General features: G+C 72.7%; 20 protein-coding genes and 2 pseudogenes. 12 read left to right on the top strand and 10 right to left on the bottom strand.

The window, feature by feature from the left end:
• Positions 1 to 121: 121 nt before the first annotated feature.
• Complete coding sequence (locus tag ACF08F_RS09400) at positions 122 to 802, bottom strand: hypothetical protein (RefSeq protein ID WP_392297920.1); 681 nt, start codon at positions 800 to 802, stop codon at positions 122 to 124.
• 431 nt (positions 803 to 1,233) lie between these two features.
• Here ACF08F_RS09400 and ACF08F_RS09405 point away from each other — a divergent pair, with 431 nt between their 5' ends.
• The 3 genes from ACF08F_RS09405 (at position 1,234) to ACF08F_RS09415 (ending at position 4,959) form a co-directional block, all read left to right on the top strand.
• Complete coding sequence (locus tag ACF08F_RS09405; protein ID WP_392297921.1) at positions 1,234 to 1,500, top strand: multiprotein-bridging factor 1 family protein; 267 nt, start codon at positions 1,234 to 1,236, stop codon at positions 1,498 to 1,500.
• 146 nt (positions 1,501 to 1,646) lie between these two features.
• On the top strand, positions 1,647 to 3,227 hold the full coding sequence (locus ACF08F_RS09410; RefSeq protein ID WP_392297922.1) for an SDR family oxidoreductase: 1,581 nt from the start codon (positions 1,647 to 1,649) through the stop codon (positions 3,225 to 3,227).
• A gap of 358 nt (positions 3,228 to 3,585) precedes the next feature.
• On the top strand, positions 3,586 to 4,959 hold the full coding sequence (locus ACF08F_RS09415) for a cryptochrome/photolyase family protein (protein ID WP_392297923.1): 1,374 nt from the start codon (positions 3,586 to 3,588) through the stop codon (positions 4,957 to 4,959).
• Positions 4,960 to 5,091: 132 nt separating this feature from the next.
• Here the strand turns inward: ACF08F_RS09415 and ACF08F_RS09420 are convergent.
• Positions 5,092 to 5,578, bottom strand: a pseudogene (locus ACF08F_RS09420) (hypothetical protein).
• Positions 5,579 to 5,797: 219 nt separating this feature from the next.
• Here ACF08F_RS09420 and ACF08F_RS09425 point away from each other — a divergent pair.
• Positions 5,798 to 7,831, top strand: a complete 2,034-nt coding sequence (locus ACF08F_RS09425) for a hypothetical protein (protein ID WP_392297924.1) — start codon at positions 5,798 to 5,800, stop codon at positions 7,829 to 7,831.
• Positions 7,832 to 7,963: 132 nt separating this feature from the next.
• On the opposite strand, the gene ACF08F_RS09430 is transcribed toward ACF08F_RS09425, so the two are convergent.
• Positions 7,964 to 9,208, bottom strand: a complete 1,245-nt coding sequence (locus ACF08F_RS09430; RefSeq protein WP_392297925.1) for a PP2C family protein-serine/threonine phosphatase — start codon at positions 9,206 to 9,208, stop codon at positions 7,964 to 7,966.
• A gap of 397 nt (positions 9,209 to 9,605) precedes the next feature.
• Here ACF08F_RS09430 and ACF08F_RS09435 point away from each other — a divergent pair, with 397 nt between their 5' ends.
• Together ACF08F_RS09435 and ACF08F_RS09440 are read left to right on the top strand one after the other, a co-directional pair.
• Positions 9,606 to 10,187, top strand: a complete 582-nt coding sequence (locus ACF08F_RS09435) for a TetR/AcrR family transcriptional regulator (RefSeq protein ID WP_392297926.1) — start codon at positions 9,606 to 9,608, stop codon at positions 10,185 to 10,187.
• On the top strand, positions 10,184 to 10,729 hold the full coding sequence (locus ACF08F_RS09440; protein WP_392297927.1) for a dihydrofolate reductase family protein: 546 nt from the start codon (positions 10,184 to 10,186) through the stop codon (positions 10,727 to 10,729). Before ACF08F_RS09435 ends, ACF08F_RS09440 begins: the two co-directional genes overlap by 4 nt.
• A 7-nt stretch (positions 10,730 to 10,736) precedes the next feature.
• On the opposite strand, the gene ACF08F_RS09445 is transcribed toward ACF08F_RS09440, so the two are convergent.
• Positions 10,737 to 11,381: a nucleoside deaminase gene (locus ACF08F_RS09445; RefSeq protein WP_392297928.1), complete on the bottom strand. Its 645-nt coding sequence runs from the start codon at positions 11,379 to 11,381 to the stop codon at positions 10,737 to 10,739.
• Positions 11,382 to 11,410: 29 nt separating this feature from the next.
• Positions 11,411 to 12,181 carry a hypothetical protein gene (locus ACF08F_RS09450; RefSeq protein WP_392297929.1) on the bottom strand — a complete coding sequence of 257 codons (771 nt, stop codon included), beginning with the start codon at positions 12,179 to 12,181 and terminating at the stop codon, positions 11,411 to 11,413.
• Positions 12,182 to 12,583: 402 nt separating this feature from the next.
• Here ACF08F_RS09450 and ACF08F_RS09455 point away from each other — a divergent pair, with 402 nt between their 5' ends.
• A complete protein-coding gene (locus ACF08F_RS09455; protein WP_392297930.1) occupies positions 12,584 to 13,810 on the top strand; it encodes an alpha/beta hydrolase family protein in 1,227 nt (408 codons plus the stop codon).
• Positions 13,811 to 13,882: 72 nt separating this feature from the next.
• On the opposite strand, the gene ACF08F_RS09460 is transcribed toward ACF08F_RS09455, so the two are convergent.
• Both ACF08F_RS09460 and ACF08F_RS09465 read right to left on the bottom strand, forming a co-directional pair.
• Positions 13,883 to 14,437: a dihydrofolate reductase family protein gene (locus ACF08F_RS09460; RefSeq protein WP_392297931.1), complete on the bottom strand. Its 555-nt coding sequence runs from the start codon at positions 14,435 to 14,437 to the stop codon at positions 13,883 to 13,885.
• Between the two features lie 64 nt (positions 14,438 to 14,501).
• Complete coding sequence (locus tag ACF08F_RS09465; protein WP_392297932.1) at positions 14,502 to 15,047, bottom strand: dihydrofolate reductase family protein; 546 nt, start codon at positions 15,045 to 15,047, stop codon at positions 14,502 to 14,504.
• A 295-nt stretch (positions 15,048 to 15,342) separates the two neighbouring features.
• Here ACF08F_RS09465 and ACF08F_RS09470 point away from each other — a divergent pair, with 295 nt between their 5' ends.
• Positions 15,343 to 16,269: a LysR family transcriptional regulator gene (locus ACF08F_RS09470; protein ID WP_392297933.1), complete on the top strand. Its 927-nt coding sequence runs from the start codon at positions 15,343 to 15,345 to the stop codon at positions 16,267 to 16,269.
• A 53-nt stretch (positions 16,270 to 16,322) separates the two neighbouring features.
• On the opposite strand, the gene ACF08F_RS09475 is transcribed toward ACF08F_RS09470, so the two are convergent.
• The 3 genes from ACF08F_RS09475 to ACF08F_RS09485 form a co-directional block, all read right to left on the bottom strand.
• Positions 16,323 to 17,111: an alpha/beta fold hydrolase gene (locus ACF08F_RS09475; RefSeq protein ID WP_392297934.1), complete on the bottom strand. Its 789-nt coding sequence runs from the start codon at positions 17,109 to 17,111 to the stop codon at positions 16,323 to 16,325.
• Positions 17,112 to 17,120: 9 nt separating this feature from the next.
• The gene (locus ACF08F_RS09480; RefSeq protein WP_392298266.1) at positions 17,121 to 17,276 is read right to left on the bottom strand and encodes a hypothetical protein; all 156 of its coding nucleotides are present in this window, start codon (positions 17,274 to 17,276) and stop codon (positions 17,121 to 17,123) included.
• A 214-nt stretch (positions 17,277 to 17,490) separates the two neighbouring features.
• A complete protein-coding gene (locus ACF08F_RS09485; RefSeq protein ID WP_392297935.1) occupies positions 17,491 to 18,732 on the bottom strand; it encodes an FAD-dependent oxidoreductase in 1,242 nt (413 codons plus the stop codon).
• 257 nt (positions 18,733 to 18,989) lie between these two features.
• On the opposite strand from ACF08F_RS09485, the gene ACF08F_RS09490 reads away from it, so the two are divergent.
• The 4 genes and pseudogenes from ACF08F_RS09490 to ACF08F_RS09505 form a co-directional block, all read left to right on the top strand.
• A complete protein-coding gene (locus tag ACF08F_RS09490; protein WP_392297936.1) occupies positions 18,990 to 20,204 on the top strand; it encodes an MFS transporter in 1,215 nt (404 codons plus the stop codon).
• A 174-nt stretch (positions 20,205 to 20,378) separates the two neighbouring features.
• The gene (locus tag ACF08F_RS09495; protein ID WP_392297937.1) at positions 20,379 to 23,609 is read left to right on the top strand and encodes a hypothetical protein; all 3,231 of its coding nucleotides are present in this window, start codon (positions 20,379 to 20,381) and stop codon (positions 23,607 to 23,609) included.
• A gap of 29 nt (positions 23,610 to 23,638) precedes the next feature.
• Entirely contained in the window at positions 23,639 to 24,163 is a 525-nt protein-coding gene (locus ACF08F_RS09500; protein WP_392297938.1) for a hypothetical protein, read from the top strand.
• 303 nt (positions 24,164 to 24,466) lie between these two features.
• Positions 24,467 to 25,210 (top strand): annotated as a pseudogene (locus ACF08F_RS09505) (arylamine N-acetyltransferase); the annotation flags it as partial.
• Positions 25,211 to 25,280 lie beyond the last annotated feature (70 nt).

Raw genomic sequence — 25,280 nt, forward strand, 5'->3', positions numbered from 1 at the left:
ACCTTCTTGCCGCGGAAGTGTATGTTCCGAAAGGCGATCGCTTCACTGTCACCGTCGTTGACCTCCCACTGGAACGACCACACGGGAGCTTCCGGAGGCCAATTCACCTGGCCGGCGACGCTCATGACGCCCCTCCTTCCTGAGGCAGAAGGCCGGTCCTGGCGACCTCCCGGTCGCTGAGGTCGACGATGGCGAAGGCTGTGGGCAGGTACTGGTTCTCGGGGCCGAAACGCAGGTCCACCAGTCGGTGCCCGTACCGCGGGCTGCGGATGTTCACGTCCTCGACGATCAGTCCCACACCGGTGGCGACGTCCACGTCCGCCTCGGTCAGCTGCCCGGCGTCGCCGGCCAGCTCCAGAGCCTGGCTCAGCTCGGGATCCGTCAGCGCGGGCTGGTAGCGGTCGACGGTCACGTCGTGCACCGCTCTGCGGACCTGGTCGACGGTGACTTCCACGACCTCGTCGTCGGTGTAGTTGTAGATGATCACCAGGGGATGCTCGACCTGACGATCCACCGAACGCGTTCCCACCTCCAGGACGGCATAGCGCTTGCCGTCCAGCCTTCCGGTGGTCCTGTCGGAGGCGAGAGCCACGTCCACCGCCTGCCGGCGGCGCTCGTCGTTCGTCCTCGGCTCGATGGATTCGTACTCGACGGGGCTGATGTCCGCCGGGGTCAGATACTGGCTGAAGTCCGGGACGTCGATGAAGGGGGGCTCGATCCTGGGCCCGAGGTTGGGGATCTCGGCGCTGCGTAGGCCGGGCGGAGGCAGGTCAGGAGGATGCACCTCGTATTGCTCGGACATGATTCCACCTCACAGCCAGGGAAAGTGAATTCTTGAGCTGCCTCAGCAGCCGACGACGAATCACGGGCACTGGGTTCAGCCACGGAGTGCTCGACGTGTTCTGCGGAATCGCTTGCTGAAGTACCGCCTCTGGCAGGGCCACGAGGAAGTCGCACCATCGGCGCCTTGAAGCCGGTTCGGCGACCTGTCGCATCGCACGTACCACAATCGTCACGCGCAAGCGCCGCCGCCGCAAACGGGCCGCAGGCCGAGCGGACGCCTCCCGCGTTGTCTCCGGGGGATGGTGACGTGGCGTTACGAAAAGCGGGCTGTCTCGGGACGGCCGATGCCGGACGAACTGTGGTGGCTGCCGATCCCGTTGATGCCGAGGCCTGGTCGAGGTCGCGATGCACGAGCTCGGTCCGTCTCACTGAATGTGAAATGCTTCGATCATGATCGAAGAATCCGAGCGGCTGGCGAAAGCGCTCATAGAGCTGCGGGAAGCCGAGGGCCTCACCGTGCGGGAGCTCGCGCACCTGACCGGGTTGAGCCAGGCGACCATCATGGCGCACGAGCGTGACGGCGGATGCCCGCCCCTTCCCTTCGCGGCCCGCCGCTTCGAGGAGGTTCTCGGCTGGGCTCCGGGCAGTATCCCGACACCCGCGCGCGAGATCACGGATCTCGAGCTTCCGCCGTTCCCCGGCACCCTCGCCGAGTAGCGGAAGTCCCCCGGACAGCCCCGCCCCGCATCCGGTGCGGGCGAGAACAGGGAAGAGTGGACGCAAGAGCAGACGTGCCGCCTCGCTCGTCACAGGGGGCGGCACCCGAAACGACGTGTCCTCCGGCCGGAAAGGGGTGGCTGTCCATGGCGCCGAGTGCCCGGACCTCGTCCTCCGCGTCCTCCGCCTCGCCCTCCTCCCCGGGCGAGCTGTGCCTGGTCACCGGCCCCGGTGGCTACATCGGAGGCCGACTCGTCCCCGAGCTGCTGGACGCCGGCCACGCCGTCCGCTGTCTGGCCCGTACCCCCGCCCATCTCCGTGACCACCCCTGGGCGGACCGCGTCGAGATCGTCCGGGGCGACGTCACCGACGCCGAGAGCCTGCGCCCAGCCCTGCGCGGCGTGCGGGTGGCCTACTACCTCGTGCACTCCATGAGCTCCGGCCGGGACTTCGAGGAGACCGACCGGCTCGCCGCGCGTACCTTCGCGGCCGAGGCGCGCGCCGCCGGTGTCCGGCGGATCGTGTACCTCGGGGGACTCACGCCCGCGGGCCGCCCGGACGAGGAACTCTCACCTCACCTGCGTTCCCGCGCCGAGGTCGGCCGCATTCTGCTCGAATCCGGCGTCCCCACCACCGTGCTGCGCGCCGCCGTCGTCATCGGCTCCGGATCGGCGTCGTTCGAGATGCTCCGCTATCTCACCGAACGCCTCCCGGTCATGGTCACGCCCAGCTGGGTCGGCACCCGCGTACAGCCCATCGCCGTCCGCGATGTCCTGCGCTACCTCGTCGGCAGCGCCCGGATGCCCGCCGACGTCAGCCGGACCTTCGACATCGGCGGCCCCGACGTCCTGACCTACCGGGAGATGATGGAGCGGTACGCGACCGTCGCCCGGCTGCCCCGCAGACTGATCCTGCCGGTGCCCATGCTCACCCCGCGCCTGTCCAGCCACTGGATCGGGCTGGTGACACCGGTCCCCGCGGCCCTGGCCCGACCCCTCGCCGAGTCCCTGCGGTACGAGGTCGTCTGCGCCGAGCACGACATCGCCGCCTACGTGCCCGACCCGCCCGGGGCACCGCTGCCCTTCGACCGGGCCCTCGTCCTCGCCCTGCTGCGCGTCCGCGAGGCCCAGGTCGTCACCCGCTGGTCCTCCGCCGGGGTGCCCGGGGCGCCGAGCGACCCCCTGCCGACCGACCCCGACTGGGCCGGCGGCAGCCTGTACACCGACGAACGGCAGCGGGACGTCGCGGCCGGCCCCCAGGACCTCTGGCGGGTCGTCGAGGGCATCGGGGGCGACAACGGCTGGTACTCGTTCCCGCTGGCCTGGGCCCTGCGCGGCTGGATAGACCGGCTCGCCGGCGGCGTCGGGCTGCGCCGGGGCCGCCGTGACGCCGCCCGGCTGCGGGTCGGCGACGCCCTGGACTTCTGGCGCGTGGAGGAGATCGAGCGGGAGCGCATGCTCAGGCTCCGGGCCGAGATGCGGCTGCCGGGGCTGGCGTGGCTGGAGATGTACGTGGAGCAGGACGGCGACGAGGGCAGGTCGACGTACCGGCAGCGGGCCCTGTTCCACCCCCGGGGCCTCGCCGGGCAGCTCTACTGGTGGAGCGTCGCCCCCTTCCACGCCATCGTGTTCGGCGGCATGGCCCGCAGGATCGCGGGGGCCGCGGAGGAACTCGCCCGTGGGGGCGAGGCGCGACCTTCCGCCGCGGAGGAGTCCTCGCGCCCGTAGACCGGCCGATCCTCCGCGAACCGGGCGCAGTACGCGCGCGGGTCAGGCAGGCAGGCGCGCGCGGCTCAGGCAGGCGCGTGCGGGCGCAGTACACGCAGGCAGACGCGCGCTGGCGCAGTACACGCAGGCAGGCGCACCTGGGCGCAGTACACGCACGTAGGCGCAGTACGCGCGAGCAGGCAGGCCGACACGCGCCGGCGCAATCCGCGCAAGCGAACGGGCGGAAGCACGCGGGTGCACGACTCGCCGTGCGGTGCATCCGACAGCCCGCCGTCCGACGAAAAAGGACCGCAGAGCCCATGCCGCAGTCCACCGGGTGTCCCGCCCCGCCCGGTGCCCGAACGCCAGGAACGGTGCCATGAACGTCTCGGTCGTCCTCTTCACCTCGGACCTCCGGCTCCACGACCACCCGCCCCTGCGCGCGGCCCTCGCGTCGTCCTCCGAGGTGGTGCCCCTCTTCGTCCGTGACCCGGCCGTGGACTGGGCGGGCTTCGCCGCGCCCAACCGGCTCGCCTTCCTCGCCGACTGCCTCACCGACCTGGACGCCGGGCTGCGCGACCGCGGCGGCCGCCTCGTCGTGCGGCACGGCGACACCGTCGCCGAGGTGTGCGCCGTGGCCCGGGAGGCCGACGCGGACGAGGTCCACATGGCGGCCGGATGCTCCGCCTTCGCCCACGAGCGGGAGCGGCGGCTGCGCCACGCCCTGGAGAGCGACGGGCGCCGGCTGTACGTCCACGACGGGGTCGTCACCGTGCTGCCGGCCGGGCAGGTCACCCCGGCCGGATCGGACCACTTCGCCGTGTTCACCCCGTACCACCGGCGGTGGTCGGCGGAGCCGCACCGCTCCCCGGCGGCGGCGCCCCGGTCCGTACCGGTGCCCGGCACCCTGCGCTCCGACGAGGTGCCCTCGCGCACCGCCGTCGCCTCCGTCTCCGAGGGGCTGGCGGCAGGCGGCGAGCGCAAGGGCCGCGAGAGGCTCTCGTCCTGGCTGTCGCGGCACGTCGACGCCTACGAGGACCGGCACGACGACCTCGCCGGTGACGTCACCTCGCGGCTCTCCCCGTACCTGCACTTCGGCGCGGTCTCGCCGACCGAGGTGGTGCACCGCGCGCGGACACGGGGCGGGGCGGGCGCGTCGGCATTCGTACGCCAGATGTGCTGGCGGGACTTCCACCACCAGGTGCTGAACGCGCGCCCGCGTGCCGCCGCGCAGGACTACCGGACGCGGCACGACCGCTGGCGGCACGGGAAGCGGGCCGAGGCGGACCTGCGGGCCTGGCAGGAGGGCCTGACCGGCTTCCCGCTGGTGGACGCGGCCATGCGTCAACTGGCCCACGAGGGCTGGATGCACAACCGGGGGCGGCTGATCGCCGCCTCGTTCCTGACCAAGACGCTCTACCTCGACTGGCGCCTCGGCGCCCGCCACTTCCTCGAACTCCTCGTCGACGGCGACGTCGCGAACAACCAGCTGAACTGGCAGTGGGCCGCCGGCACCGGCACCGACACCCGGCCCAACCGGGTCCTCAACCCCGTGCTCCAGGCGCGGAGATACGACCCCGACGGCGCCTACGTCCGACGCTGGGTCCCGGAACTCGCCGGCCTGGCGGCCCCGCTGATCCACGAGCCCTGGAAGGTCCCGCCGCTGGACCGGGCCGCGATCGACTACCCCGACCCGATCGTCTCGCTCGCCGACGGCCTGGGGCGCTTCCGGCGAGCCCGGGGACAGGACTGATCGGGAGCGGCGGCGGGAGAGAGGGCGCAGGGGGAGCGAGGGAGGACGAGGGAGCGAGGGAGCGGATACGAGGAGTACGACGCACAAACGATGCGTCTTGGCTCGCGCCAGTCGCGCGTCACTCCGCCGCGGTCACCCGAGCTGCGGGTCCGCGAAGAGAACGACTCGATCGGCCTCGACGTCGAAGCCGAGCACCGGCTCCCCGTACTCGCCCTCCGGGCCCATCAGCACGGACCTGCCCAGACGCCGCCCGATCTCCCGGAGGAGGCCGCAGAGCACGTCGAGCCGCTCCTGGCCCTGCAACTCCCGCAGATCGACGTCGAAGTCGATCTCGTCGTCTGCAGGGAAACTGAAGATCGCCAAGACGTCCGGAGTCGGCCAGACCCGCAGGTCCGGGCACTCGGCATCCGCCGGGCGGGACAGCACGGCCTCCGCCCGAGGTGTCGGAAGCACCCCGTTCCCCCTCGGAGTACCGGTGCGTCCAGCCCTTCTCGACGACGAGATCGAGCACCGCTTGCCAGTCCTCCACCGAGGCGTTCGGGACACGTACGTCCGGCAGCGACCCCATCAGGTCCTGGTCGAAGAGGGTCGTGACGTCGTCCCACAGCAGATCGGCCATCTCGCCATGCTGCCCGGCCCGTCGGCCGACCGCACCCGCGATTTCTCCCCACGGCGGGTGCCGGTCCTCGACACGCGCGACCCGCTCCTATCCGCAGTGCCACGCACCTGGGCATCGCGACGACGACGCACGAACGATGCGAGTGCAGCGCGTGACCGGGGGGCCCATCGGAGCATCTGTCCGAGGTGACCGCTTCCCGCGGCTCTCGTTTGCACTGTCATGCAGTCGTACGACACCTTTCCCAGCACCGGAATACCCCCCGCCGCGCCGCCTCGTCCGGGTCGCGAAGACGCCGAGGCGGCACTCGTGGAGCACTATCCGCGGCTGGTCCGGCTCGCCCATCTGATCCTTCCGCCCTCCCTCGGCCGGCACCGTCGCGTGCTCGCCGCGCACGCGCTCGTGCAGAACTCCCTCACGTCGGCCAGGTCACGTCCCGGCCCGGCCGTTCCCCCGCAGCGCGGCGAGCCGGGCCAGGGGCGGGGGCCGGAGCCGGTCCTGGCCTGGCTGCGGGAACGTGTCGTGTCCGCCGCGCTGCGGGCGGCCGCCCGTCCCCGGTGGCCCCTCGGGCGGCACCCGCTCCCCGCCGTCCTCGGGTTGAGGCTCTTTCCCGGCGCCGGCGGCGACGGGGAGCTCGCGCTGGAGTCCGCGCTGGCCGCGGCGGCCCCCGAGGTACGCGCCGCCTTCGCGCTGCGCATGCTCGAAGGGCTCGCCGCACAACCCGCCGCCCTCCTCCTCGCGACAGCGGGAGTGACCGCGCCGGAGGAAGCGCTCCGTGCCGCCGATCGCCTCCGCACCACCGTCGGCGCCGATGCCGAATCGCTCCTGCAGGGCGCCGGGTTCGACCCCTGCACCGTGCAGGCACGACCGACGGACCTGCTGCGCCGACGGCACCGCACCCGGCTCGCCGCGCTCGCCGCCACCGTGCTGCTCGCCGCGTCCACGGCCGCCGTGCTCACCCCGCGGCCCGATGCGAACGTGCCCGCACCCGCGCCGCCCGTCACGGCCCTCGCCGTCGCAGCCGCCCGCGCGGCGGACCCGGCGCTCCTGGTCCGCACGCCCGACGAGCGGTGGTCCGACACCGCGCGGGTCGATCTCACCGCGTGGCCCGCTCGCGGGACCCGGACCGGCGACACGGCCTTGCTGTCCCGCGCCCTCGACGCCTGGGCGCGAGGGACCGACAACGGCCGCACCGGCGAACGGACTTCAGTCCGTGTGACCGCCACCCCCAGCACGCCGACCACCCCGCCCGCCGCCCCGCCCCGCCTGCTCTTCGCCGGCCAGGCCGACGACTCGGCCGTCGTCCTCCTGCACGACGGCGACCGACTGGTCCGGTACGCCGAGCCCCTCACCGGCCAGGGCGGGGCGGCTCTCGAACTCGCCAGGGCCGACGACGCGGACGTGACCACCGGCGCCGCCGTGGCGGTGAGCAGGACGCCGCTCGGAGCGCGGTTCCTGCTCGCCCCCTGGATCGACGAGAGTGCGGTGCGGGACCTCCTGCGGCCCGGCGTCCCCGCCCGGCGGCTGCCGGTCACCGAGGACGGGGTCACCGACCCCGTACCCCCGGCACCGGGCGACTGCGGTCAGGTTCCCGCGCTGCAGGTGCGGTCCTCGTCCCGGATCGTGGAGAACCACTCCTTCCTCCTCGCGGACCTCGGGGAGCTCACCCCCGCGCACCTCACGTGGACCCCGGCGCCGGGGACCGGAGCCCCCGCGCGCCAGCCGCGCGAGGCGACGTCGGCGGCGGGCCTCGCCGCCTGGTCCCGCTCGGCCTGCGCGCTGCCGGATCTGCGGGGTACGGGCGTACGCGCCGTCAACCGTTGGGAGTTCGCCCAGCAGACCCTTCCCGAGCGCGCCGGACGCGCCACGTGGACGTGCACCCGGGCGGAGAACTGGGACGGGCGCGCCCGCGTGGAGGTGGCACGAGAGGACCAGGACGCGCGCATCAGGCCGACCCCGGTACGGTCCCCGGGCCCGCGGCCCCTGTACACGGCGGAGTGCAGCCGCTTCGGCCAGCACGTCTTGGCGGGCGCGTACTGGACGGCCCCCTCAGGGGCGCGCTACTACCTTGCCGCAGGCAGCCGCGCCCTGACCACGGTCACCGCCCGTGGCCCCGTGGCCGCCACCGTACGAGGCCGGGTCCTGGCCGTCCGCACCAACGCGACGGGCCCGGTCCACCTGACCGGCACGGTGCCCGGCGGCGCGGGCGAACTCCGCGGCTGGGGAGAGGTGGAGGAGGGCCCCGGCGGACCGTGACACGAGGCGCGGCGCGCGTCCTGCGCCGCGCTTCGGGTTCCGGGTTCCCACACACCGTCCCGTGAGCACCTGCTCCAGCACGGCGCGGACGTAGGCCAGGGCGAACCCACAGGTCGGAGTCCGGTGTCGGGGTCAGAGCCGTACGGCGATGAGGGCGGTGTCGTCCGTGAGGCCGGCCGGGGGGATCAGGTCGGCCAGGAGTGCGTCGGCGACGGTGTCCGGGTGCGCGTCGGGGTGGGTGGCGTGGTGGCGGGTCAGGGAGTGGGCGAGGCGGGCGAGGCCGGTGTCGATGTCCTCGCCGCGGCGTTCGATGAGGCCGTCGGTGTAGAGGACGAGGAGGGATCCTTTGGTGAAAGGGGCGTGTGCCTGGGGCCTCGGGACGTGCTCGGGGCGTGCGCCGAGTGGGGGATCGGTGGCCTGGTCGAGGAAGGTGACGGTGCCGTCGGGGTGGCAGAGGGCCGGCGGGGGGTGGCCCGCGCTGCTGTAGGTCAGGGTGTCGTTGTTCCAGTCGATGTAGACGGAGGCCGCGGTGGTGGATTCGGCTCCTTCGACGCTGCGGGCGTACAGGCCGAGGACTTCGAGGGCCTGGGCCGGGCCTTCGGCGACGTGCGAGGCGGCGGACAGGGCGCTGCGCAGCTGGCCCATGACGCCGGCCGCGCGTAGTCCGTGGCCGACGACGTCGCCGACCGCCACGGCCGTGCGGCCCGCCCTGGGCATGTCGACGAGGTCGTACCAGTCCCCGCAGACGTTCAGGGCGCCCACGGCGGGCCGGTAGCGGACGGCGGCCTGGTGTCTGTCGAGGGGGCGGGGGACGGGCAGCATCGCCTGTTGGAGGTGGAGGGCGACCTCGCGTTCGCGGGCGTGGGCCTTGCGGAGGCGTTCGTTGACCTCCTGGAGCTCCCTGGCCCGGGTGTACAGCTCGGCCTCCAGGACCTGGGCGTGGTCGCCGCCCGGTCGTCCGCCGCGGGCCTTGATGAGTTCGGTGACCTCCTCGACGCGGTGCAGCAGCAGGGCCACCGTGCCGTCCGGGGCGAGGACGGGGACGTTGACGGGGCTCCAGTACCGCTCCTCCCACACGCCCGGACGGGTGAGGTCCTCCACGTCGTAGCGCTGTAGGGCCATGGTGTCGCGTTCGCCGGTGGCCGCGACGCGCTGCAGGGAGGCGGACAGGTTGCGCATCCCGGTCGCGGCGGGGTCGTGGGGGTTGTCGGGGAAGACGTCGAAGAGGTAGCGGCCGATGAGCTGGTCGCGGGTGCGGCCGGCCATGGACAGGAACGCCTCGTTGGCGTCCGCGTACACCAGGTCGAGGGTCAGCAGCGCGACCGATCCGGGCAGGGCCTGGAAGACCGCCTGGTAGTCGATGCCGGGTCCGTTCACGTCTCCACCTGCCACGCGTCGGCCGCACTGGGCGGTCGTAGGTACTCCCACGGTGGCACGGGCGCGAGCCCGAGGCTCGTTGTGGTGCCGATGAGCGGGGGACACCCCGTTTGTCGTCGGTCTGACGATAAGCGGGCTGTGGTTGACACATGGCCACATCGCGCGATGAACGCGACGATCCCTCCTGTGTCGAAGCCGACACGGAGCTCGCACAGAGAGCCGCCGAGCTGGCGACCGCGTGGGTCTCCGCCGATACGCCGTTGTCGGAGGCGCACGGGTGGGCGCTGCGCTCGTCGGCCTGCAGAACGTCGACTGTCTCGCCCGGGAGGCAGGGGATCCATTAATAACTGAACAGTCATTTATTAACGTGGTACGGTCGACCACGAAGGAGGCAGCCATGCCACGGCCACGCGCCACCAGTGACGCCGACATCCTCGCCGCCACCGGGCGTGCCATCGGCGCCCACGGTCCCGGCAGGCTCACCCTGGCGCACGTCGGCGCGGAAGCGGGTGTCTCCCCTGCGACCCTGTCCCAGCGCTTCGGGTCCAAGCGGGGCCTGCTGCTGGCGTTCGCCGCGGACGCCGCCGCCGGCGCCGGCGCGCCGTACCGGAAGGCGCGGGCGACCCGGGACTCGCCCCTGGCGGCGCTGCACGCCGTCGCCGACGAGTTCGCCCGTCACATGTCCACACCCGAGGAGATGGCCAATCACCTCGGCATGCTCCAACTCGACCTGTCCGAGCCGGAGTTCCGCGTCCACGCGGCCGCGCACACCCGCACGGTCGACGCGGAGCTCCGGGAACTGCTCGCCGATGCCGTCACCAGGGGCGAACTCCCCGCCGGCACCGACGTGTCCCGCCTGGCGCGCGCCGTGCGGATCACCATGGACGGCTCGCTGCTGCGATGGGCCCTCACGGGCGACGGTGACGCCGCCGCTCTGCTCCACGACGACCTCGACCACCTGCTCGGGAGGACCGCATGACCTTCACCGCCACCGTCTTCATCGGCACCAGCCTCGACGGCTACATCGCCCGTCCCGACGACGACATCGAATGGCTGACCTCGCGCGGCGAGAAGGCCGGCGACCTGGGCTTCTTCGAGTTCCTCGATTCCGTGGACGCCGTGATCATGGGCCGCAACACCTACGAGACGGTCATCGGCTTCGGCGAGGAGAGCTGGCCCTACGGCGACCGTCACGTGGGCGTCCTGAGCACGACCCTCCCCGAGGGCGCCGACCCGCGCGTCACCGTCTACCGCGAACTCGACACCCTCGTCGCCGACCTCGACCGGCGCGGGGTCGAGCACGTCTATCCCGACGGCGGACGCCTCGTCCAGAGCTTCATCCGCGCAGGCCGCGTCGACCGGTTCGTCATCAGCGTCGCCCCCGTCCTGATCGGGAGCGGCCACTCCCTCTTCGGTGAACTCCACGCCGATGTCCCGCTCCGCCTGGACTCGGTCGCCGACGTCGGTGGCGGCTTCGCACAGCTGCGCTACACGGTGGAGAAGGAGCGGCTCGGCTCGTAGGCGGTCGTCAAGCTCCTACCCGGTGGCCGCGGGCGGTCGCGGCGCCGCAGACGGCGGGCCAGAGGTTCGCCAGCCACGGTCGCACCTCCGTGGCCACCGGCAGGCCCGGCGGCAGGGAATCGTGCACAGCGGCCGTCTCCGGCTCCAGCTCGCGGCAACGGACCAGGGTTTCCGGCTCCGCCCCTTGAGCGGCGGCGGAAACACTCCGCAGGAACATGACGTTGGCCGCCACGAGCCAAGACTGGCGCCCCATCCCCGCCACCCCCGAGGAGCCGCCGCTCCCATGGGTCAGCGCCCACGGGTCGGGGGCCAGATACCGGACGGTTCCCACGCCGGTGAACGCCGCTGCGGCCGTGCACATGGAACAGGGCTCCTGCGTACTCCACAGGGACAGCCGGCTCAGATCCCACCCGGTCCGCGCCGCGCCCAACGCGTTCATCTCGGCGTGGGCGAGCGGCGTCCCGCGCAGCGGACCTCCGCCAGGGCCGTCGTCGTACGCACGGTTGCGCCCCTCGGACACCACCGCTCCGCCCGGACCCGTCAGTACGGATCCCACGGCCAGCCCGCCGGCGACCAGTGCCTCGTACGCGAGCTCCAGGCATCGCCTGACCGCCTCGGGCGCCGCCGCCCACTCCACATCGAAGCTGTTCACACCGGGGAGCATGGCATACGAGATCTTGCTCAGCCCGGGTAGGTGAGGGAGCCCAGTGGCGGGCAGTGGAGGAGTGTGGCGCCGGCGCCGGGGCGTTCGACGAAGGCCCGGGCCTCGGCGGCCCGCAGGCGCTGCGAGTCCAGGTCGTCGGCGTGCCAGGCGTCGCGCGTGGCACGGGTGTAGTCCCAGGTGTCGTCGATGAGACTGAGACTGGTGTTGCCCGAGCTGCGCTGGAAGTCCGTCTTCAGGGCGGCCTGTTGGATCGCGGTCTGGGTCGCGGCGAGATCGATGCGGGTGATCAGGACGCCGGCGGTGTGCGGCTCGCGGGTCGGCATGGGGGCCTGCGGGAGCAGTGAAACGCCGGTGTCGAGGCGGCCGATGTTGTCGACCATCGCGTTCTGGGCGTCCCGCGCCATGAGCTGCATCTCCTGGTGCAGCCAGCAGAGCTCGTCGAAGTCGGCCTCGGTGACGAGCATCCGCGCGTACAGCGCCCGGAAACGAGGATCGCCGTGCAGCGGACGGAAGGGGGCGGCGTGGAGAGCCACGCAGTCGTTGAATCCGGCGTCCACCGCGGCGTCGAGGTGGGAGACGGCCTGGTCCCCCTGCCCGTACGCGAGGGCCACGACGCCGAGCCCCGCCTCGCCCGCGGCGACGAGCCACATGCCTTCGGGGCCGATCGCCGAGGCGCGCGCGACGAGGTCGTGGAGGCCCGCGGTACCCACCGAGGCGGGGCCACGCGTTCCGAGCGCCACGAGCAGTTCGTGAACGCGGGTGGCCAGCGAGTGGACGGTGTCGGCCATGGATCTGATCTCCTCGGACCTCGGTGGTGTAGAGCGATATGGGCAGCGCGGCGGGGGTGGGGTGCCGGTGCCTCCGGCGATCCCCGTGGACAGGACGGACGGAAGGGAGGAGTGGTTCCTTCCGCGACCTGCGGTCGTACGCGGGGCACTTGGGGTGCTCGGCGCACGCGGGGTGCTTGGGGTGATGCGGGGTGCTCGGCGCACGCGGGGTGCGCGGGGGTGATCGGACGTACGGGCGGCCGCCGAACCCGCAGCGCAGGGTGGACGCCCGTGCCGCGCACGTAGACCCAGGGTGTAAACCCGTGGGCCGATGTCAGACGCGTGGGGTACGTGACAGCTTTTCCGTGTGCCCACGGACCGTCCGTGACCGCACAACTGACGCTCTGTCACCCAGGAGGAACCATGTCGACGACCACACCGTTCATCAGCCGGAAGGGCATGACGCGCCGCCGCGTGCTGGGCGCCGCGCTGGCCGCCGGGACCGCCGTACCGCTCGCCGCCGGCGTGGGCGCAGGCCCGGTGTGGGCGAGCCCCGGAACCCGGGGCGCCCCGACGCGGTTCACGCTGCCCGCACCCACCGGGCCGCACCCGGTGGGCACGGTCCCCCTTCGCCTCGTCGACCGGTCGCGCCCTGACGGCATAGCGGGCCCCGGGCACTTCCGCGAGCTGATGGCCACCGTCTGGTACCCCGCCCGGAACGTCGAGCGGTACCCGGTGGCGCCCTGGATGCCGACCGGCGCGTTCCAGGCGTTCGTCGCCGACGCGGGTTTCGGCGACCTGGACCTCCTGGTCCCGCTCACGTCCGGCCGGGTGGGGGCCCCGGTGCTCCGGCCGGGGCGACGGCTGCCCGTCCTCGTCTTCTCGCACGGCGCGCACAGTCACCAGGGAGACCACACCGTCGTGGTCCAGGAGCTCGCCAGCCACGGATACGCCGTGGTGACGGTGGCCCACCAGTACGACACGTACACCGTTCTTCCCGACGGCCGGGTCGCCGTCCCGCTCCGTGACCGGAGCGCGCCGACGCTGCCCGGGGACTTCGCCGCGGACCTGCGCTTCGTCCTCGACTGCGTCGAACGGCTCGCCGCCGGGAGCAATCCGGACGCCGACCGGCGGAAGCTGCCGACCGGGCTGCTGGGCGCCCTCGACCCGCGGCGCACGGGCGCTTTCGGCTGGTCGAAGGGCGGGACGGCGACCGCCTGCGCCACGCTCGCGGACGAGCGCATCCGGGCCGGGCTGAGCCTCGACGGCCCGATGCAGATGAAGCCGCCGCTGGCCGGGGAACTGGACCGGCCGTTCATGATGATGTCCGCGGAGTTCACCCGGGCGACAGCTCCCGAGGTCGCCGCGTTCTGGTCGTGTCTGCGGGGCCGACGGCTGAACATCGAGGCCCGAGGGGCCGCCCACGTCTCGTACGGGGACAACGAGGCGCTGTTCCCCCAGGTGGCGAAGTTGCTCGGATGGAGCGGGCGGCAGCTGGAGGACGTGATCGGCAGCCTCGACCCCGGCCAGGCGGTGAGGATCCAGCAGGCGTACCCGCTCGCGTTCTTCGACGAGCACCTGCGCGGCCGCCGTAGCCACCTGCTCGACGGTCCGTCCCCGGCCTTCCCGGCGGTGACTTTTCTCCCCTGACTACCCGGGCCACCGGGCTCGGGCCACGACAGGCAGCCCCGCCGGCGCGAGCCGGCCGGGCTGCCGCGGACGTCATGCCGCAGACGTGGGGGTGGGGGTGTAGGTGAGAACGACGACGCCGGTGTCGAGGACCTCGGTGTGCGCGTGGGTGAGGCGGTGCCGGAATCCGTCGGCGGCGAGACTTCCGCCGCCGGCGATCACCGGGTGCACCCAGAAGTGGACCTCGTCCAGCAGGCCGTGCGTGAGCAGGGTCTTGGCGACGGGACCGAAGCCGTACATGAGGATGTCGCCGCCCGGCTGCTCCTTGAGCGCGGTGATGGCCTCGACGGCCCCGTCCTGGGGGATGACGGTCGTCCTGCCCCAGTCGCCTCCGGTCAGGGTGGAGGAGACGACGTACTTGTCGATGCTGTTCATGCGGTCGGCGAACGCGTCGGCACCGGCTCTCTGCGACCACGCGGGCTCGAAGTTCACATAGGTGTCACGGCCCATCAGGAGGGCGTCGGCGGCGAACAGCAGCTTGTTGGCGTACCGCTCGAGGTCGTCGCTCCAGTAGTCGAAGGACCACTGGTCGAGCTTCTCCGTGTCGCCGTCGAGGGACAGGTACGTGGAGTTGATGATTCTGCGCACGGTGGTGTACTTCCTTGTCTGAAAAGGGGGTTGCTGAAGGGTGAGGGGGCTAAGGGCCGCCGGGTCACGAGGGTCGTACGGGCCGGTAGTCGAGGACGATCGCGCCGGAGCTGAGGGCCGCCGTGCCGGCGAGGGTCCAGGTGCGTCCCACGGCCCCGTCGGAGAAGAGGCGACGGCCGGTGCCGACGACCACCGGGTGGAGGAAGAGCTTGAGTTCGTCGACCAGGTCGTGGGCGATGAGGTGGTCGACGAGTGTGACGCTGCCGTAGACGAGGAGGTCCTGTCCGGGTTCGGACTTGAGCTTGGCCACCTGCTCGGCGACGTCGTTCTCGATGAGGACGGCGTTCCACTCCGCCTTGTCGAGCGTGGTGGTCGCGACGTACTTCGGGATGCTGTTCATCCGGGCGGTGAAGGCGTCGGACTCGTCCCGGGTCGGCCACGAGGAGGCCATCTCCTCGTACGTGACGCGCCCCATCAGGAGCGCCCGGCTCGCGAGCAGCTGCCCGTGCTGGTATTTGGCGTGCTCGTCGTTCCAGAAGGGGCCGGTCCACGCGGGTTTCTCGACCACGCCGTCCAGGGACACGTACATGACGACGACGACCTTGCTCATGAGTGCTGCTCCGTTCTCGTACGCCGGGGGGCGCGGCGACCGGGACACGACCGAGGTACGACGCAGACACGACCGAGGTACGGCCGAGGTACGACCGTGCGGTGCGGATGTGGCCGAGGCGTGCTCGGGGGTGCGGCCGGGCGCGGCCGGATTCCGCGTCTCTCGCGGTCGACCGGGATGGTCCGTCCGTCCGACGCGGTGACCTCAGGATCCAGGAACGGCGGATGCGCCGACAAGAACGGATGAAAGCACGCTGTGTTGAGCGTGGCTTCACGAAGCGGGACGGGGGAAGGACATGCTGGAGCGCATGGAGCTGGAGGCGTTCCTCACGCTGGCCGAGGAACTGCACTTCGGGCGCACGGCGGAGCGGCTGCGGGTGACGACGAGCCGGATCAGCCAGACCATCAGGAAGCTGGAGCGCCGTGTCGGTGCGCAGCTCTTCGTACGGAACAGCCGCAGCGTGACCCTGACGGAGGTGGGGGAGCGGTTGCGGGACGACCTCCTGCCGGCCTACGAGCAGATCGGTCTCGGGCTCGCGCAGGCGATCGCGACCGCCCGGGGGGTACGGATCAAGGGCGTCGTACGGGTGGGCTGGTCCGGGCCGTGGTGCGGGAACCTGATGGTGCGGGCCGCGGACCTGTTCCGCGCCCGGTACGCCGACTGCGAGGTCGAGATCCAGGAAATCCAGCTGTGCGATCCTCTGGGCGGCATGCGCGCCGGTACCGTCGACGTGCAGATGACCGAATTCCCGGTCACCGAGCCGGACATCACGACCGGGCGGGTGCTGTTCAGGGAACCGCGGTCGCTGATGGTCCCCGCCGATCATCCGTTCGCGTCACGGGAGTCCGTCTCGCTGGAGGAGCTCGCGGGCACCGTGCTGGTGACCCTCGCCGACGCGCGCATCCCGCGCTACTGGATGGACCGCTACTTCCCCCGCCGCACCCCCGCGGGCCGCCCCATTCCCCAGGGACCCGCGACGACGTACTGGCCGGAGGTCCTGGTCCACGTCGCGGCCGGCGTCGGCGTCAGCACCGTCGCCGCCCGCGCCGAGCAGTACCACACGCGACCGGGGATGACCTTCGTGCCCGTGCACGACGCGTCGACCATCGACTACGGCCTGATGTGGCCGACCGCCGGCAAGAACCCCCTGGTCGAACCCTTCCTGGAGATCATCGACGAGCTCGCCCCGCCCACGGGAGAGGCCAGGGGAGGAGGCAGCTGAGGGCACCTCGATCCCGCCGCAGCGCGATCCGAAGGGAGAAGCGCCCGCGCGCCCTAGGCATGCTCGCGGCAGAAGGCGCGGACCGCCGCGTTGAAGGCCTCCGGGTCCTCCAGGTTGCTCACATGGCCCACTTCGGGGATCACCACCAGCTTCGCGTGGGGGATCGCGTCCTGGAAGGCGTGGGCGACGGTCAGGGGGGAACGGGCGTCGCGTTCGCCCCACAGGAGGAGGGTCGGCACCGTGATCTGGGGGAGCAGGTCCGTCTCGTCGGCCTCGGCCATCAGGGCGAGCTGCGCGACCATGGTCTCCGGCCGTACGGCCCGGGTCATGGCGTCCAGGAGCGCCGCGAAGCGCTCCGGCGGGCCCGCAGCGTAGAGCCCGGGCAGGGTCGGGTCGAACTCCTCCCGGGGCGCGGCGAGCATCCGGCGCGCCGCCGAGAGCCGCGCCGCGACCTCCACCGGCGGGAGCGAGCCCTTCCAGCCGGCGTACGTGTCGACCATCAGCAGCGACCGCACCAGGTCCGGCCGCCACCGGTACAGCTCCAGGACCACGGTCCCGCCCCAGGACAGGCCCGCGACCTGGGCGGGCCCGAGGCCCACGTCCTCGATCACCGCGGCGAGGGCGTGCGCGAAGTCCGCGAGCCCGAAGCCCTCCGGCAGCGCGCCGGACCGCCCGGCCCCCGGCTCGTCCCACGCCACCACGGTGAACTCGTCCGCCAGCGCGTCGACCTGCGGCTGCCACATCCGCCCGTCGACCCCGGCCCCGTGAACGAGGACCACGACCGGCCCGCGTCCCTTCCGCGTATAGGCGACGTCGACGTCGCCGACCCGCACGACTGCCATGACTCCAGGCTAGTGCGTGTCGGCGGATCGGGGGATTCGGCGGCCGGCGCCGGCGACCGCGGCCTCGATGTCGGCGATCTGGGCCGCGAGGATCTCCTCGAACGCGGCGCGGCGGTCCGCCCCGAGCGGGCGGTCGGCCGGCCAGGTGGTCTGCCTGGACGGCACCAGCGGACGCGAGCTGTGGCGGTCCGCTGCTCCGGCTCAGGCCGGGGGAGCGAAGGAGGAATCCGGGGCGGGGACGAAACTCACCGTCCGCGCCGATGGGATGGTCTTCGCGCGCACCGGTCCGGATGTCCTGGCCGCCTTCGCGCCGCCGGGCTACAAGGCGCCGTGACCGACTTCCCGGCCCGACCGCACAAGGGGACAGGGGAGGGCCGCGTCACCGCACCGGCCGGTCCGGCAGGTGAAAGCCGTTGAACAGGTCGTCCATGCCGTGCAGGGCCAGCCGGACCGGGGTGGCGCGGACCGCGAGGTCACGGGCCGCCACGGCGAGCGGGTTGCGGAGGGCCCCCAGCCGACCGACCCGGCGGGCGCGGACGCGCACGGAGTCCGTGCGGTCGCGGCGGGCGGCGGTGTACGCGGCGAGGGCGGCCGGTACGCCGTCCGTACCGGTGTCGCGGGCGTACGTCCCGGTCCCGGTGCTCGTACCGTCCCCGCCGTCCCCGCCGTCCCCGCCGGGCAGGAGGTGGGCGAGGATCACCGCGTCCTCGATGGCCTGGCAGCCGCCCTGGCCGAGGTTCGGCGTCATGGCGTGGGCGGCGTCGCCGAGCCAGGCGATCCGGCCGTGGTGCAACCGCGGGAGCCGGGCAGCCAGTTCGTAGAGGTCGTGCCTCAGGACATCGGCCGGGGCGAGGCGGTCGACGCGGTCCAGCAGGGCAGGAATCGGGTCGTGCCACGAGTCGAAGCGACGGCGCAGTTCGACGCGGGGGTCGGCGTCCCGGCCGCCGGCCGGAACGGTCGCCGTGGCGTAGAGGTAGAAACGGCCGTCGGAGAGCGGGGTGACACCGAACCGCTCGCCCCGCCCCCACGTCTCGCTCATGGCCTGTATGCCCAGGTCCGGAGCTTCCACCAGGGCCCGCCAGGCGGTCTCGCCGACATAGCGGAGGCCGGGGTGACCGGAGAAGTACGCGCGGCGCAGCGGACTGTGGATCCCTTCGGCGGCGACGACCAGGTCGGTGGGAAGGCCCGGTCCGTCCTCCGTGTGGGGAACCGGGCGGTCCCCGGTGCCGTCGACGGCGGTCACGGTGGTGCCGTAGTGGACCGCCCCCGGCGGCAGGGCGGCGGCCAGAGCGGCGTTGAGGGCCGGGCGCGGGACGGCGATCGGAGGCGTCCCGTAGCGCGCCGCCAGGTCGGCGGTACCGACCCGGACGAGCCATCTGCCGTCGGAACGGCGCACCCCCATCGCGGCGGGTACGGCGCTGCCGGTCACCCGCGTGACGTCGACGCCGACGGCCTGGAGCGCGCGCAGCGCGTTGGGGGCGAGGCCGATCCCCGCACCGGTGACCGGGGGTTCGGGGGCACGTTCGCAGACGGTGACGTGCCAGCCGCGCCGGTGCAGTGCCACAGCCGCCGTGAGCCCGCCGATCCCGGCTCCGACCACGACCACGCGACGGCTCGGCATGGAGCCCACCCCCTTCGTTCCCGGCACGCGCCGCAGCCGTCGAGACTGCGTTCCGGGCGGAAGGCCCTGGCCCGGAGCCGGAGCCGGAGCCGGAGCCGCAGTCGGTCGGTACGGACCCGTGCGCCGCGCGACCGTCGCGCGCGTACGACCGTAGTCGCCGCCCGCTTCGCGTGCGACACGCCGACTGCCGCGGGTTCCGCGGCGCTGTTAGCCTGCGGTCCATGATCAAGGTCGGTTTGGGAGGTCGAATAGGCCGGATGGCGGGGGCCAACGGGCCGGAGCGCGTCCTGGTCGCCGCCAGTTTCGTCAACCGGGTCGGCAATGGTTTGTTCAACGCGGCCTCGGCGCTCTACTTCACCTTGGTCGTGGGCCTGCCCGCGGTGCAGGTAGGTGCCGCGCTCACCATCGCCGGAGTGATCGGCCTGGGCGCGGGGATACCCGGGGGGCATCTCGCCGACCGGCGCGGCGCACGCGTGATCATGATGACGGCCCTCGCGGTCCAGGCGGTGTCGATGGCGGCCCTCGTCCTCGTCGAGAGCTGGGCCGCGCTCACGGTCATCGCGACGGTCGACCAGATCGCCGCGGCGGTCGGCGGGGCCGCGTGGGGGGCTCTGGTGGTCCGGGTCGGGGGTGAGCGACCGGCCCTGTTCCGGGCCAAGCTGCGCACCTTCGTCAACCTGGGCGTCATCCTGGGAACGTTGGGTGCCGGGCTGGCGCTGGCCGTGGACACCCGCGGCGCCTATGTCACGCTGATTCTCGGCAACGCGGCGAGCTTCGCCCTGTGCGCGGTGCTCCTGCTTCTGCTGCCCCGCTATCCGGTGCTGCCGGCGCCGCCGCAGCGGCGGCGCTGGCTCGTCTTCGCGGACCGCCCGTTCCTGACGTTCACCGCCCTCTACGGGGCCATGGGGCTGCAGTACCCGGTGGTCTCCCTGCTCCTGCCGATCTGGATCTCCGAGCACACCGAAGCACCGCGGTGGACCGTGGCCGCGCTGTTCGGAGTCAACTCCGCCTTCTGCGTGCTGATGCAGACCAGGATCGGCTCCCGTATCGAGACCCTGAACGACGGCGGCAGGGCGTTCCGCACCGCGGGGCTGCTCTTCCTCGTCAGCTGTCCGATGATGGCGCTGGCGGCGTACGCCCCCGTCTGGGCGGCAGCGGGACTGGTCCTGGCGGCGATCTTCGTCCACAGTCTGGCAGAGGTCTGGGAGTCCTCGGCGGCCTTCGCCCTGGGCTTCGGTCTTGCCCCCGACCATGCCCAGGGGCAGTACCAGGGTGTCTTCGGCCTGGGCTTCAACGCGGGCCAGGCTCTCGCCCCCGCGATCCTCACCACGGTGGTGCTGGGCCTCGGCACGACGGGCTGGTTGCTGCTGGCGTCGTTCTTCGCGCTGCTGGGTGCGGCCGGCCCACCGCTTGCCCGCTGGGGCATGCGGACCCGGCCGCAGCCGGGCGCCTCCGCGGAAGCGACGAGTTGACCGGGGAGCAGGTGCCGGGAGCCGCCAGCGCGAGCAGCCGGGCGAGGGGGTGCTCGTCGCGGTCGGTCCGGCCGGCGGCCCACTCGACGTCATGCCCCTCGTACGCGTGAACCTCCCGCCGGACCCGGGCGTGTCGCGTGCGGGACCACCCCGCTCTCTGCGCACGTCGTGGCCATGCGCAATCCGTTGGCGGCCCCCGCGCGATGGGTGAGCCGGGCATGGCAGTGGGGCCGGGCATGGTGGGTGCCGACCGTCGCGGCGGTCGCCCTCCTGGTGATGAGCGAGATCTCGCAGCTCCTCGGGACACTCTCGACAGGCGCCCACTTCTCGTACGACATGGGCGCCCTCACCGGCCTTCCCGGCATCCTCCCGAACGATCCGACCGAGCGGATCGACGCCATGACGGCGTGGACCGCCTGGGCCAGGGCGGAGACGTCCCCGAGCGCCTCGGGCGGCGAGGACCATCTGGCGACATGGCTCGCCACCCACCTCGCCCTCGACTTCCTCGTCTTCGCTCCGGCTGTCGCCTACGGCCTGTACCTGCTGCTGCACCGCATCCGACGCTTCCGCGAGGACCAGGGCACTCCCGGGGCCGTTCCCTGCTCGGCCCGCCAGATCAACGTGCTGGTTCTGCTGGTCCTCCTCATCGACCTGGCCGAGACGGCCACCACCGGCGGGCTCGTCCACGCGGGCCTGGAGGACGCGGGCGGGCTGAGTCCCTGGGCGTGGGCCGTCACCCTGCTGTCCTGGCTGAAGTGGTTCTTCCTCGCGGCCGCGCTGTTCCTGGCCGTGGCGCTGCTCGTCGTCGACATCCTGCCCGTCAGCCTGACCCGCTGGGTCGTCCGCTGGCGCTCCGGTGTCTCCGCCCGCTCGCGGTCCTGGACGCGGCACCGGGTCCAACTCGCCGCCGTGGCCTTCCTGGTGGCCCTGGTGCTCCTGCCCGGAGGCGGCCCCCTGGAGCAGTTCCCCGACATCCAACGGGCCTGGGTCCACCAAGGGGACGACCGTTTCCGGGTGGGCGACTTCACGGGCCCGGTGATCACCCTGTTCGGGCTCTCCCTCGCGATGTGGGTCGCCGGGCGGTGGGCACTCCTCGACGGCCAGCCGCGCGAGCGGCGCAGGGCTCACGGCATCCTCACACCGTTGGTGGTGTGCGGTGCCGCGCTCGTCGCCGTCTGCGGACTCTGGCCGGTCTTCTCCTCGCAGCCCTGGGACCAGAAGTTCGGCGGCGCGGCGATCCCCCTCGTCGCGCTGCTGACCGTCCTCGCCGGCCTGTTCGTGAGCGGGCCCGACCCGGAGCCAGGCATCGTGCGGGTGCCGATCTCGAACCGGGCGCGCGTCGAGGGCATCGGGCGCGCGCTCACGGTCGTTCCTCTGCTGATCGCCGCCCTCGGCCTGGTCCGGTCCTTCGCCCGCCCCGTCCTCCTCGGCTCGCTCGTCGAGGGCTCCGGCGTCTCCACGACCCTCATGCGGTGCTGGTTCGGGGCCGGAGTCGTCCTGGCCCTGGCCGTACCCCCGGTCCTCCACGCGCTCCTCCGGCGGTGCGACACCCGCCTGTTCGGAACGGCCGAGCCCGCGACCCGCGGCGAGACGAGCCGTCGCCGGCTGGTGCCGCTGGTCGCCGGCGGGGGCCTCCTCGCCGTGACCGCGGTCCTCGGCGTCCTCACCGCGGTGGACCCCGTCGGCTGGGGCTCCCGGCTGCGCACCCTCGGCGTCCTCGTCCTCTTCCTCACCACGGTCGTCCTCCTGTGCGCCGGCTTCGTCCGCCGTGCAGAGGCCCGGATGCCGTACCGCGCCTTCCGCGCCCTGCGCTTCCGCTTCACCCCGGTCTGGCTGCCGGTCCTCGCCGTCCTGGCCGCCCAGTCGATGCTCGACACCACGGGCGTCTACCACGCCGCGCGCCTCAAGGACCCGCGCCCCCAGACGTCCGCGCCCGCACGGCCCTTCTCCTCCCGGGCCGAGTTCGAGGACTGGTACGACGGGGCCGCGAAGTGCCAGGAGGAGCTGCCCGGAGACGCCGCGGGCAACGCGCTGCCCATGCTCCTCGTGGCGGCGGCCGGCGGAGGCATCCGGGCCGCGTACTGGACCGGTTCCGGAATGGACAGGCTCGCCGGCGCGTCCCCGTGCGCCGCCGCCTCGGTCTTCGGCCTCAGCGGCGTGTCCGGCGGCAGCCTCGGGCTCTCCGCGTACACCCTCGCGCGTACGGGATCCGCTCCCACTCCCGGTACGGGATCCACCGGGGAGATCGTCCGTCGACTCGCCGACGAGGACGCCCTCGCCGCGAACATCTCCGCCCTCCTCTACCGGGACGGCACCCACGCCCTCCACGGCATGAACCGCATGCTCGACCAGGTGGTCGGCGACCGCGCCTCGGTCTTCGAGCGCGCCTGGGAGCGGTCCTGGCCCGGCGAGGACAACGCCTGGGAGAAGGACTACTTCGCCGTCACCGCACACGCACCGCACGAGCAGGAGACGGCGGGGGCGGCCGGTCCGGTCCTCATCCTGAACGGCACGGACGTCCGCTCCGGCTGCCGGATCGCGGTCTCGGCCCACCGGGCGGCCGGCGGGGCGGCGGGCAACGGAGCCCTGCGCTGCCAGAAGGCGGTGGTCTCCCGCCCGGACGCGGACCCCCAGTTCACCACCGCGACCGTCGACGCCATGGGCTACACCGACGCCGCGGACTGCGACACCGGCGACGCGGGCCTCCGCATGTCCACCGCCGCACACCTCTCGGCCCGATTCGCCTACGTCTCGCCCAGCGGCACGATGTACCGCTGCGTTCCCCGTCCGGAAGGCGGCGGCACGGAGGCCGAGGTCCTCTCGTCCATCGACGGCGGCAACCTGGAGAACAGCGGCATCTCCGCGCTCCTGGAGCTCTGGGCCGCCGTCGAGCCCGCCGTCGCGGAGCACAACCGGCGCGTCGGGGCCACCGAGGGCACCGGCACGCGGTACGTCGTCCCGCTCCTCGTGTTCCTCGACAACCACTACTCCGTCGAGACTCCCGAACCCGACCTCGTCCCCGTGGACGAACTGCTCGCTCCCCTCACCGGCCTGAAGGCCGCCAAGGTCGCCGCCCGCTCGACCACCCTGCAGCAGGCGGCTCTGATGCGGTTCTCCGGACCGCTGCCCGGCCTCGACCCGGCCAAGAAGGTCACGGCCGGCGGGGCAGCGGCCTCGAACGTCCGGAGTTTCCTCGTCGCCCCGCGCTCCCAGCCCGAGGTGACGGCGCCGCTGGGCTGGGTCCTCTCCGATCTGACCCTGGCCTCGATGGACAGCCAGATGGGCGCGCTCGCCGGCCGACCGTCCCCGCGCCCGCCGGACGCGACGCCCGACGGCACCTCGCTGACCTCCGGCGACCTCCATACGGCCCTGCGCCTGCTCACGGGGCCGCTCCAGGTCTCGTGACCGCCCCGGGCGCGTGCGAGGATCGCGGAATGGATCATGATCGCGGATGTGGGGCGCAGCCGGCCGAAGCGGCCGCGCAGTACGCCGGTGGGGCGTCACTGGTGGCGCTGGTGGAGCGGTCGGTGCGGGCGGGGGCGGACGAGCGGGTCGTGGCCGTGCCGGTGGCCTGTCGGCTGTGCGGCTCGGACGGTGTGGACGAGTTCGAGGTGTGGGCGGGGGACTGCTACTGCTTCGGCTGCCTCCTGGAGCTCGGGGTGTGGCACGGCGACGACCCGGCGGCCTTCCCCGCGGCCGCGGGGGTGCGTCCCTTCCCCTGGAGACTCGTACCGTCCGTGACCCCGCTTCCCTCGCTGTCGTCCGGGGACTACTTCAGATGCTCCGAAGGAACCAGGCTGTTCCAGGTGGCACTCGCCATGGTGCTCGGCCAGGACGACATCGTCAGGCGCATCTCCGTCGGCCTGAGGTGCTCGGAGCACGGCGGGCTGTACCTCTACATCGACAACGCGCATGTGGAGGCCCTGGACTCCCGAAGCTGCCACGAAGTGACAAAGTGACTCAGCGTGTCGTGAGGGCCTTGGCTTCTGTGCGGGATTCGCTGCCAGTGAGGTCGGTAAGGTCGGTGAGGTCGGTGAGGTCGGTGAGGTCGGTGAGGTCGGTGAGGTCGGCGAGGTCGGCGCGGGCCCGCTCGACCGTGGGCGGGGTCGCGGCCGAGCCGCTTCATCTCGTACACGGTGAAGGTGTTGCCGTTGAGGATGTCCGCGCTCGGCGAGGCGAGCCGGGCTGTGCGTCGCACTGTTCCCGGCCGCGTACAGGGGCCCGGTCTAGAGTGATCACGCATGCGAACAGTGAGGGGGAGCATGATCGACGTCGACAGGTACCTGGCCGTGCTGGGGGTCGACCGTCCGGCGGCTCCGACCGCCGAGGCGCTGTGGGCGCTGCACCGGGCGCACGTGGAGCGAGTCGCCTACGAGACCCTCGACAATCAGCTCGAACGCCCGACGGGAATCGGCGCCGAGGAATCCGTGGGCCGGATCCTGCGTGGGCGCGGTGGCTACTGCTTCCACCTGAACGGGGCCTTCGCCGCGTTGCTGGCGGCCCTCGGGTACGACGTGGCCCTGCACCGGGCCGGAGTGCAGGACGAGGTCGAGGACCCCGCGGGCCCGGGCGGTGATCACCTCGCGCTCACCGTGCGGCTCGACGGCGAGCGGTGGCTGGTCGACACAGGGCTCGCCGGCGGCATGTACGAGCCGCTGCCGCTACGTGAAGGCACGTACACTCAGGGGCCGTTCACCTATGTCATGACCAAGTCGGCGGCTGTTCCCGGTGGCTGGCGGTTCATCCACGACCCCCGTGGCGCCTTCAAATCGATGGTCTTCGCGCCCGAGGCCGTGGAGCTGTCCTCCTTTGTCGCGGAGCACCAACGGCTGTCTTCTTCCCCCGAGTCCGGATTCGTCAGGGTGCTCCAGGTCCAGCTCCGCGACGCCAAGGGCGTGGACATGCTGCGTGGCTGCGTGCTGCGCCGGATCGACGCCGAGGGCACGCACGAGCGGATCATCGACGCGGCCGCCGAGTGGTACGCCGTACTGACGGATGTGTTCCATCTGAACCTGGGCGATGTCGACGCCTCCGCGCGGGCCGGCTGTGGCACCGGGTCCGCACGGAACATCGGGA

Origin of the sequence: Streptomyces sp. NPDC015130 (assembly GCF_043080005.1) — a bacterium.
Lineage (GTDB): Bacteria > Actinomycetota > Actinomycetes > Streptomycetales > Streptomycetaceae > Streptomyces.

What these genes read in the sequence shown, in the direction of transcription:
- ACF08F_RS09400 (WP_392297920.1), bottom strand. Translation starts at nt 802, where the DNA reads ATGTCCGAGCAATACGAGGTGCATCCTCCTGACCTGCCTCCGCCCGGC.
- ACF08F_RS09405 (WP_392297921.1), top strand. Translation starts at nt 1,234, where the DNA reads ATGATCGAAGAATCCGAGCGGCTGGCGAAAGCGCTCATAGAGCTGCGG.
- ACF08F_RS09410 (WP_392297922.1), top strand. Translation starts at nt 1,647, where the DNA reads ATGGCGCCGAGTGCCCGGACCTCGTCCTCCGCGTCCTCCGCCTCGCCC.
- ACF08F_RS09415 (WP_392297923.1), top strand. Translation starts at nt 3,586, where the DNA reads ATGAACGTCTCGGTCGTCCTCTTCACCTCGGACCTCCGGCTCCACGAC.
- ACF08F_RS09425 (WP_392297924.1), top strand. Translation starts at nt 5,798, where the DNA reads ATGCAGTCGTACGACACCTTTCCCAGCACCGGAATACCCCCCGCCGCG.
- ACF08F_RS09435 (WP_392297926.1), top strand. Translation starts at nt 9,606, where the DNA reads ATGCCACGGCCACGCGCCACCAGTGACGCCGACATCCTCGCCGCCACC.
- ACF08F_RS09440 (WP_392297927.1), top strand. Translation starts at nt 10,184, where the DNA reads ATGACCTTCACCGCCACCGTCTTCATCGGCACCAGCCTCGACGGCTAC.
- ACF08F_RS09450 (WP_392297929.1), bottom strand. Translation starts at nt 12,181, where the DNA reads ATGGCCGACACCGTCCACTCGCTGGCCACCCGCGTTCACGAACTGCTC.
- ACF08F_RS09455 (WP_392297930.1), top strand. Translation starts at nt 12,584, where the DNA reads ATGTCGACGACCACACCGTTCATCAGCCGGAAGGGCATGACGCGCCGC.
- ACF08F_RS09465 (WP_392297932.1), bottom strand. Translation starts at nt 15,047, where the DNA reads ATGAGCAAGGTCGTCGTCGTCATGTACGTGTCCCTGGACGGCGTGGTC.
- ACF08F_RS09470 (WP_392297933.1), top strand. Translation starts at nt 15,343, where the DNA reads ATGCTGGAGCGCATGGAGCTGGAGGCGTTCCTCACGCTGGCCGAGGAA.
- ACF08F_RS09475 (WP_392297934.1), bottom strand. Translation starts at nt 17,111, where the DNA reads ATGGCAGTCGTGCGGGTCGGCGACGTCGACGTCGCCTATACGCGGAAG.
- ACF08F_RS09485 (WP_392297935.1), bottom strand. Translation starts at nt 18,732, where the DNA reads ATGCCGAGCCGTCGCGTGGTCGTGGTCGGAGCCGGGATCGGCGGGCTC.
- ACF08F_RS09490 (WP_392297936.1), top strand. Translation starts at nt 18,990, where the DNA reads ATGGCGGGGGCCAACGGGCCGGAGCGCGTCCTGGTCGCCGCCAGTTTC.
- ACF08F_RS09495 (WP_392297937.1), top strand. Translation starts at nt 20,379, where the DNA reads ATGCGCAATCCGTTGGCGGCCCCCGCGCGATGGGTGAGCCGGGCATGG.
- ACF08F_RS09500 (WP_392297938.1), top strand. Translation starts at nt 23,639, where the DNA reads ATGGATCATGATCGCGGATGTGGGGCGCAGCCGGCCGAAGCGGCCGCG.